Source organism: Actinocorallia lasiicapitis, from assembly GCF_054778695.1.
The window spans coordinates 1-627 of record NZ_BAAGZI010000880.1 but is presented as its reverse complement, the minus strand read 5'-3'; the positions used below and the strand labels follow the sequence as shown (position 1 = coordinate 627).

The window sequence follows — 627 nt, the reverse complement described above, 5'->3', positions numbered from 1 at the left end:
CGCGACCGGCGCGATCCTCGGCTCGGCCTGGCCGCTGGCCCGCGCGCTCGACGAACCCTGGCAGTGGGCCGTCCTCGCGGGCGCTTTCGTGCTGCTCTTCCCGCTCCGCCGGGGCCCCGTCCTCACCCTCCTCGCGGCCGGCGCCGCGGGTCTCGCCGCCTCCCTCGCGGGCCTCTCCCTTCCCACCTAGCGCAGATGTTCGGCGGGCTGTCACGGATTGGTCGCCTGCCGTGCGTTTCCCGGGAGGCGGGGGTGGCTACGGTGGGAGCATGAGCGATGCGCGCAGCGTTGAGCTGCCGGGGGACGCGGAACTCGCCTATTCGGGTATCTGGATGGGCAGCCTGCGCGGGCAGCGGATCTTCCGTGAGCTGGAGCTTTCGGACGTCACGGACGAACAGCTCGAACAGGTCGGCGCCATGCACTGGCTGAGAGTGCTCAGGGTGCGCGGCCCGTTCTCCGACACCGGGCTCCGGTCCCTGGACGGTCTCACCGGGCTCGCCGAGCTCGCCCTCGACTCCGACCGGCTGACCGACGCCGCACCGCACGCCCTCACCGGCCTGCCCGAGCTGCGTTCGCTCCGGCTGACCAGCGCCACGGCCACCGGCGCGGGCCTCGCGGCGCTGGCGC

2 protein-coding genes are annotated in these 627 nt (G+C 73.8%); both read left to right on the top strand.

The annotated features are described in order from the left end of the window. The coding region (locus ACYVE7_RS35280; RefSeq protein WP_460371039.1) for a hypothetical protein at positions 1-190 on the top strand (190 nt) is incomplete at its 5' end. A 79-nt stretch (positions 191-269) separates the two neighbouring features. Then, positions 270-627: hypothetical protein (locus ACYVE7_RS35275; RefSeq protein WP_460371037.1), on the top strand; the 358-nt coding region annotated here is incomplete at its 3' end.